8 protein-coding genes are annotated in these 6,206 nt (G+C 42.1%); 7 read left to right on the top strand and 1 reads right to left on the bottom strand.

Features of this window, described 5'->3' with window-relative positions; all coding sequences use genetic code 11:
• Positions 1–63: 63 nt before the first annotated feature.
• The 7 genes from CWD77_RS10010 (at position 64) to CWD77_RS09980 (ending at position 4,731) form a co-directional block, all read left to right on the top strand.
• A complete protein-coding gene (locus tag CWD77_RS10010) occupies positions 64–306 on the top strand; it encodes a UPF0175 family protein (protein WP_101073418.1) in 243 nt (80 codons plus the stop codon).
• On the top strand, positions 284–739 hold the full coding sequence (locus CWD77_RS10005) for a PIN domain-containing protein (protein ID WP_101073417.1): 456 nt from the start codon (positions 284–286) through the stop codon (positions 737–739). Before CWD77_RS10010 ends, CWD77_RS10005 begins: the two co-directional genes overlap by 23 nt.
• Before the next feature lie 231 nt (positions 740–970).
• The gene (locus CWD77_RS10000; protein WP_101073442.1) at positions 971–1,231 is read left to right on the top strand and encodes a type II toxin-antitoxin system Phd/YefM family antitoxin; all 261 of its coding nucleotides are present in this window, start codon (positions 971–973) and stop codon (positions 1,229–1,231) included.
• Positions 1,228–1,647 carry a type II toxin-antitoxin system VapC family toxin gene (locus CWD77_RS09995; RefSeq protein ID WP_101073416.1) on the top strand — a complete coding sequence of 140 codons (420 nt, stop codon included), beginning with the start codon at positions 1,228–1,230 and terminating at the stop codon, positions 1,645–1,647. The genes CWD77_RS10000 and CWD77_RS09995 overlap by 4 nt, the downstream gene beginning before the upstream one ends.
• 393 nt (positions 1,648–2,040) lie before the next feature.
• Positions 2,041–3,252 carry a serine hydrolase domain-containing protein gene (locus CWD77_RS09990; RefSeq protein ID WP_101073415.1) on the top strand — a complete coding sequence of 404 codons (1,212 nt, stop codon included), beginning with the start codon at positions 2,041–2,043 and terminating at the stop codon, positions 3,250–3,252.
• Positions 3,253–3,412: 160 nt separating this feature from the next.
• On the top strand, positions 3,413–4,294 hold the full coding sequence (locus tag CWD77_RS09985; protein ID WP_133120213.1) for an alpha/beta fold hydrolase: 882 nt from the start codon (positions 3,413–3,415) through the stop codon (positions 4,292–4,294).
• Positions 4,291–4,731 carry a hypothetical protein gene (locus CWD77_RS09980; RefSeq protein ID WP_101073413.1) on the top strand — a complete coding sequence of 147 codons (441 nt, stop codon included), beginning with the start codon at positions 4,291–4,293 and terminating at the stop codon, positions 4,729–4,731. Before CWD77_RS09985 ends, CWD77_RS09980 begins: the two co-directional genes overlap by 4 nt.
• Before the next feature lie 201 nt (positions 4,732–4,932).
• Here CWD77_RS09980 and CWD77_RS09975 read toward each other — a convergent pair whose 3' ends face one another.
• On the bottom strand, positions 4,933–6,018 hold the full coding sequence (locus CWD77_RS09975; RefSeq protein ID WP_101073412.1) for an ice-binding family protein: 1,086 nt from the start codon (positions 6,016–6,018) through the stop codon (positions 4,933–4,935).
• Positions 6,019–6,206: the final 188 nt, after the last annotated feature.

The following is a 6,206-nucleotide window of genomic DNA, read 5'->3' as shown; positions in this document are numbered from 1 at the left end:
CCCCTTTTTAAGACCAATATCTGTTGATTATCGTTAAACAGAAAAATTAATTACATTTCAAATATGAAGTCGTTAACGATAAACATACCGAACACAGCAGATGTTGATGACAAAGAGGCAAGAATGTCATTGGCTTCTAAATTGTATGAAAGGGGGAAGCTCACTCTGGGACAAGCGGCTGAACTGGCCGGCTATTCAAAGGAAACTTTCATGGAGCTGCTTGCTGAGTACAATGTGGCTCTGATCAACTATCCTGCCGACGAACTTGACGAAGATATAAAAAATGCCCAACGTCATAGTATCTGACACAAGCTGCTTAATTCTATTCTACAAAATCGGAGAGCTTGATCTTCTCAAAAAGCTTTTCGGCAAGTTACATGTCACAAATATCGTTTTAAAAGAGTTCAATCAACCGGTTCCGGATTGGATTGAAGTTGTAGATCTGAAAACTGATGTGCATAAAGGGTTATCCGGCTACCTGGACGCGGGTGAAGCAACAAGTATTGCATTAGCCTCTGAATATGAAGATTCACTTTTAATCATCGATGAAATCAAGGGGAGAAAAGCAGCGAAAGAAATGGGTATCCCGGTAACCGGATCTCTTGGTGTGTTAATTACAGCAAAAAACAAGGGTCATTTGAAAGCTGTTAAACCGGTCATTGCTAAAATCCAGAAAACGAACTTTCGGATTTCGAAAGAGTTGATTGAACGGGTGCTTGAAAAGGCAAAGGAGTCCTGAAAGGGGCTGTTCGCAGCCATAACCAGCGTTTCACCCGGATTTTGCCGCTAATAGTTGGTTATGAAAATTTTCAGAGTTGCGGTATATCTTGCTTTTTATCACTTTAATAGCTGTCAATGGCAAAACCGGTTAGGTGTCGGTAACCTCATTCTTGCCATAAGCAATTTTCACTTCTATTATCTGTTATAAATATGTATGTTCTAGACAGACTAGATGAAAATGGAGGTATTTATGATCACAAAATCTAAAAAATGGCAATTACAGGAAGCTAAAAACCGATTTAGCGAAGTCGTTCGCAAGGCATCGGAAGAGGGACCCCAAACTGTGACAAAACATGGAAAGGACAGCGTAGTGGTGCTTTCGGCTGAAGACTATCGAAAATTAGAACAACCGAAGACGTCTTTGATTGAGTTTTTTCGAAAATCTCCTCTTTCAAAGGTTGAGATTGACCTAAAGCGAGATAAATCCCCAGCCCGTAGTGTTGAACTATGAGCTATTTGATTGATACCTGCTGTATTTCAGAATTGGTTAAAAAGGAACCAAATCAAAATGTTGTGAAGTGGTTCGCCGATCAGGATGAACTCTCCATGTATTTAAGTGTCATTACGTTTGGCGAATTGAGAAAAGGAATTGAAAAATTACCCGACTCGAGAAAGAAGAAAGAGCTAAATCGATGGATAAAAGAGGATTTAAACCAGCGTTTCAATAACCGTGTCCTCAATATTACTATTGAAGAAGTAAATAAATGGGGAGAAATATTGGCTACAGCGGAAAAAAATGGATACCCACTTCCAGCAATTGATTCACTTATTGCTGCTACAGCCATGGTTCATGACCTTTCTGTTGTTACAAGAAATACTAAAGACATGGAAGGTTCAGGAGTTGATGTGATAAATCCCTGGGTATAAACCGTACACATAACCAGCGGTTCGTGCGGACTCGTATTGGCTCAGGAGTTTGGGTAAATTGTCGCCTCGCCGTTTAGCCGCCAGACCGTTAGTGTGCTGTCTTAACTCAATGGCAGTTTAACAATTCAATTGTATAGTCCTTCCGAATCGTATCAGAGTTTGAACTATATTCAAAAAAATCAGGCCTTTTCTACATTCACAAGACTGTTTAAAACTTATTTTCGATCTGATTTTAATGAAAAGTTCTATTCAAAACTATTTCACATTATTTAGGTACATTCAATCAAAATAGAATCAAATACTTTTCCCTATTGAATTCAGTTTTTATGTATTCTTGGATATGAATTTTATCAGAAACCCGAACGGCATCTATTTGCCACACATGGAAAGCCTGTGACCCGAATTATCTCTGCAATCCTTTTACTGGTCGTTGTTTTTGGATCATACCTGGCTTTTACCGATATCATTTCGGAGCCCGACGAAGTAAAAGTCGATCCTGAACCCGAAGAGTGGGTAATGGATGAGACTTTGGCCCTTTACCTGGATGAATTTGAACAGAATTTTGAAGAAGGACTAAACAACAAACGAATTCCGGGTGCAGCGGTTTCCATCGTAAAGGATGGACGGGTTGTCTATCAAAAAGGGTTTGGCGTAAAAGAGACGGGGAAAACTGAAGAAGTAGATGAACATACCGTATTCCGGTTGGGAAGTGTATCTAAAGGTTTTGCATCGGTTCTGACGGGCGTATTGGTCGAAGAGGGAGTGGTAAGCTGGGATGGTCCCGTATCCCGCTATGTGAAGGAGTTTAAGCTGAATGATCCGGCCCAAACCGGTCGGGTTCAGGTGAGGCATCTACTATCTCATACGTCAGGACTGCCACGCCATGCCTATACGAATTTGGTGGAAGACGGACTTTCTCTGGATCGTATTATCCCCCGATTTTCACAGGTTCCCTTGATTGCAAAAGAAGGTGAGCAAATTGCCTACCAAAATGCAGCATATTCAACCATAGAAAAAGTACTGGAAGTTCAAACCGATACAGACTTTAACACACTTTTAGATGAAAAGCTGTTTACACCTTTGGCAATGGATCATGCTTCGGCAGCTTACGACAGCATTCAGTACTCTGAGAATAAAGCTTTGCCTCATATCTACTACTCCCGCTCGCGGGGACGCGTTCCTGTTCCAATAACTACAAAATACTACAACACGGTTTCTTCCGGGGGCATTAATGCTTCTGCATCAGATATGGGAAAGTGGCTGCTTCTGTTAACAGGAAACTATCCTGACGTTATTTCGAGGGAAACGCTTGAAGAAATTTATAATCCGTTAGCCAGCATAAATAACCGGCGATTCAGCAGATATTGGGATGGGGTGAATGGTTCGTCTTATGGAATGGGATGGAGAGTACTTGAAAATCATGGACAAAAGATCGTGTACCACGGAGGGTATGTAAACGGATACCGCAGCGAGATCGCTTTTGCTCCTGAAGATGGTTTAGGAATAAGCATTCTGATTAATACCAACTCAAGCTATCCCTTAGAAGTTATCCCCGGCTTCTTTAATCACTTGAAATCAAACTCTTCGGACGTTATTTCGGAGTGATGTTTAACGGCGATGGAAATAATTAACCCAATTATAACGGTTAAGTCATCATTTTTTCGATCTGTAAATTTTTGGTGATAACATTGAATGGGTGAACGGAATCCGATTAACCGACAACCTGTTCACCATCATCTAATAAGTAACCAAATCCGGATTTCCTGTGAATACCAGGATCTTTAAAAGTGACTCTGCCCGGGAGAGGATGAATGAGTGGTATCAACAATTTCTTGATCGGGTAAATGTTCCATCGAACGTCGAAGAGGTCTCTACTACTTACGGCAAGAACCACGTTCTCACGATCGGAGACCATTCCAAAACACCTCTCGTCTGCCTGCACACCATGTTAACGAGTTCTGCCCATATCATATCCGAACTGGCTCTGCTATCTGATCAATTCTACATCATAGCACCTGATCTGCCGGGCCAGTCTGTAAAAGGTTTACCCATTCACCTATCCTACAAAGATCACTCCCACTCTGAATGGCTTAAAGAAATTCTGGACGGCCTGAATTTGCAGGAGTCCAATTTATTAGGCGTGAGTCTGGGTGGTTTTGTTGCCCGCCAATTTGCATCTGAATATCCCGAAAGAGTACTGTCGCTAACTCTGATTGTACCGGCCGGAATTGTCCGGGGATCTTTGATAAAAGGCTTTTCAAAAATGGCTTTACCGATGATGATGTACAAAATGCGGCCAGGTGAGAAAAACCTTCGGAGACTGGTTAAAAATCTCATCACTACATGGGATGAAGACTGGGCGAACTACCTCGGGGATGCATTTCTTGATTTTATACCCAACATCAAGATCCCTCCACTTGCGTCGGATGAGGAGTTACAAAACTTGACCATGCCATGTTTAGTCATTGGTGCAGAAAATGACATTTCATTTCCCGGAAATGAGATTATAATCCGCGTAAAAAATCAGATTCCAAACGTTGAAACCGAATTTTTAAAGAGCAGCAACCATTCACCACCCACTACACCGGAATTTCGAAGCTGGCTGAACAAACGAGTAAAAGAATTCATACCGAATACAAAAACATGATTGCCCGAATATCTACACATCTCCCCTGCTCGGAAGCAGAACTCTGGCAGAAGATCATTGAGCCGGCATCCTTGCAGTATGTAGCGTCACCGATCCTGAGTTTTGTTCCGGAAAATGAGGATGATCTTTCGGGTGAATGGCAAACAGGCACTCCCTATCCGCTCAAACTCTACTTTCTTAAGTTTATCCCATTGGGAAGGCATACGATTACGCTTGTAGAAAGCGATAAAGAAACGAATACAATCGTCAGTAAAGAGAGCGGGCGTCTTGCCAAAGTCTGGAACCATACCATTCGCTTTCGGCAAGTTGCGCCCGGACGATTACTGTATACAGATGAAATCAAAATCAAGGCCGGTTGGCTCACGCCGGCTATTTGGCTGTTTGCACAGTCATTTTATCGGCATCGTCAGCGACGATGGAAGGTTTTATTGCGGTAGAAACATACCTAAACGACAGTTATGAGCATACTGCACCGGACGGGATAAGGTGCGATCAATCAAAAATAGTTTTTGCCGATATTTTTTAAAAAGTACTGTTATTATAATTCAGCCAAAAAAAAGCAGTTCTGCTATCAACAGAACTGCTTGGGATACTTCAAATTATAAATGCATCTCTCTATACATCTATATCTTTCTTGATTATTGTGGCGCTACGACGGTGTTGGCATCAAAAATCGCAGCTGTTTGAGCTAAAATTCGGCCATTCAGTGATGCACCTGTATTCAGTGTGATACCGGTCATTGAAAGAATGATTCCCTCAAAATGTGAGGTTGTGCCAATCGTTGCTTCACCGGCTACCTGCCAAAAGATGTTTTGGGCTTGTGCCCCACCGGTTAGAGTAATGCTAACATCGGAGCTCATTGTTACATTTTCGGCGATCTGTAAAATCCAGACAGCGTTTTCATCACCTGAAAATGTAACATCATCCGTAATCAGAACGGTATTGCTCCATTTGTAGAGACCGGGAGTAAGTGTTTTTCCGCCAATTTCGCCGGTGTACAATTCAACAAAGTCGGGAGCTGTTCGTCCTGCGGCGTCATCATATGCAGTAGCCATATTCTCAACAGCTGTTGTTAAGTTTGACGGTGTAGGATCAACCATATCCGCTGCGTAGATCCTTCCGGTTACCTGGTCAGATGTAGAATACCCGGTTTCTGCTGTCTGAGAAAAACCTGTCATAAAACTTTCGGCCATTGGGCTTATTCCCAAATCACCGGTAAAAGCTGAAGTCGGGTTGTTAGTTATAGCCGATTCTGCAAGAACCACGTAGTTCCCGGCTGTTCCGAGCTCTACAGCTTCCAACTGTTCACTGTTTCCTCCTGTCGTGAAACTCCACTCATAGTCATTCGAAAGTGCAACACCTGAAGAGCTTTTAGCGCCGGTTGATATGGTTGCTGTGTAATCAGTTTGGGCGGCAAAAACATTTTCTGGAGTAAACGTAGCTGTGGTACCCGAATAGTCAACACTACCGTTAATCGTTGTAGATCCCTGTTGTAGAGTGATTGTTGAATTGTTCATCGTCGCTGCATCCATGGCCTCATCAAAGACAATTTCTAAAACCATGTTGCGCTCTACATCTTCTTGATTATTCATCGGAATAGTAGAAAATACTTCAGGGGCATCGGGATCAATATCTGCATCTGTACTGTTGTCGCATCCAACCATCAATACGGCTAGAAAAAGTGCGGGCATCATTGAGGCATTAAAAAATTTAATTACTTTCATAAAATCTGGGTTACTCACTTATTGGGGTTTGTGAAATTATTAACACACCGACAAGGTAGAGCTACCCATAACGACTAGTGTTACAACAGGATATGTAAGAGTTACATGTATCACTGAATCAAAATCGTAAAATCCCCAACAACTCTCCTGTCGCAGGTAATTCACACTAAATGCTTTGAAGTGGGCTA

It is taken from the genome of Rhodohalobacter barkolensis (assembly GCF_002834295.1).
GTDB lineage: Bacteria > Bacteroidota > Rhodothermia > Balneolales > Balneolaceae > Rhodohalobacter > Rhodohalobacter barkolensis.
Note: the sequence above shows the minus strand (reverse complement) of the source record. Positions and strands in the feature narration are given on the sequence as shown.